Source organism: uncultured Cocleimonas sp. (assembly GCF_947495625.1).
GTDB lineage: Bacteria > Pseudomonadota > Gammaproteobacteria > Thiotrichales > Thiotrichaceae > Cocleimonas.
Genome location: NZ_CANLZW010000068.1, coordinates 1 through 1,572 on the forward strand (window position 1 = coordinate 1; position 1,572 = coordinate 1,572).

The 1,572-nt window shown below is 45.8% G+C and carries 2 protein-coding genes; both read left to right on the forward strand.

Annotation, left to right across the window (positions count from 1 at the left end; genetic code table 11):
* Positions 1-105 precede the first annotated feature (105 nt).
* Positions 106-246, forward strand: a complete 141-nt coding sequence (locus Q1A31_RS20855; RefSeq protein ID WP_299881727.1) for a hypothetical protein — start codon at positions 106-108, stop codon at positions 244-246.
* A 25-nt stretch (positions 247-271) separates the two neighbouring features.
* Entirely contained in the window at positions 272-1,537 is a 1,266-nt protein-coding gene (locus Q1A31_RS20860; RefSeq protein WP_299881730.1) for an IS110 family transposase, read from the forward strand.
* Positions 1,538-1,572: the final 35 nt, after the last annotated feature.

Consider the following 1,572-nt stretch of genomic DNA (forward strand, 5'->3'; position numbering starts at 1 on the left):
GAGCGAGTAGTTTTTCCGATGAAGCAACTTATAGTAACTCTGCTTATTTAAATCCAGCATCTGTTTCTGGGTAAAAATGAGAACATGCTCCTACGGGTTACGACTATGAAGCAACTAACATTCAATGTTTATAACAAGACCATCGAACCCGTAGAAGTAGATTGGTTTCAAAACGCATACTCAGGGATTGGCGTTCCATCGACTATCTATAAGACCTGCGAGAAACCAACATTAACCATGTCCTAATAGTTACTTTACCCCCGGGAGTCTAATGATGAAAGTTTTTTCTCCGCAAGATTTTGCAGCCCTGATTGGAATAGACTGGGCTGACAAAAAGCACGATATTTGTGAATACTCGTCTACCAGTCAACACTATGACCTTTCCGTCATATCCTCAAAACCGGAAGCCATTCACGGCTGGGCCAACGACCTTAAAAAGCGTTATCCACATCAACGAATAGCCGTTGGTTGTGAGCTCAAAAAAGGGCCACTTATCTATGCCCTAAGCAAATATGACCATCTCACGCTCTTTCCGATCAACCCCGCATCGGTTGCCAAATACCGCAAAACCTTTACCCACAGTGGCGCCAAAGATGACCCCACAGATGCCAAAATACAAACGGAAATACTCCAGAAGCACATGCACAAGTTAAGAATGCTTGAGCCCGAATCCCCAGCGGTTCGCGCCCTGGCTCAACTCGTTGAAAATCGACGTAAACTCGTACAAGACCGGGTAAGGCTGACCAACAGAATAACCGCCACCTTAAAGAACTATTACCCGCAAGCCGTTGAATGGTTTAAAGAAAAACACACCACCCTGTTCATAGACTTCATTCAGAAATGGCCTGATCTGGACGCCGTCCAGCGTGCCAGAGAAAACACACTAGTTGCCTTTTTTCATGCACATCATGTGCGCTATAACGACATCATTGAGAAACGCATAAACGCGATAAAAACCGCACACCCACTCACGCGCGATCCAGGCGTCATAGAACCCAACCAGCTACTCGTCAAAGGATTAGTGCGCCAACTCAAAACACTCATGGAAACCATAGCCGACCACGACCAGGAAATAAAGCAACGACACAAAGACTGTACAGATCACCTGATCTTCGACAGTTTTCCCGGTGCCGGTCCTGTCTATGCGCCCCGATTATTAACTGCCTTTGGCGAAAACAGAAAGCGCTACGAAAGCGCCGGAGAGATACTGCGTTATTCAGGAATAGCACCCGTACTTGAACGCAGTGGAAACAAGTCATGGACACATTGGCGATATAGTTGCCCTACATTTATGCGGCAAAGTTTTGTCGAATGGGCCGGTGAAACGGTGCGATATTCTTTTTGGGCGAAAGCCTATTATGAGCAGCAAAAGGAAAAAGGAAAACCACATCAAACGATCATTCGGTGCCTGGCCTTTAAGTGGATACGGATTATTTATCGCTGCTGGAAGACTAAGAAAACCTACGATGAATCTACTTATCTGAATGCGTTGAAAAAGCGCCATTCACCGTTGTTGGCGTATGCGATTTCAAGGTGAAAATACTAGACAGTCCTCCTCAGGGCGTGTTGTTA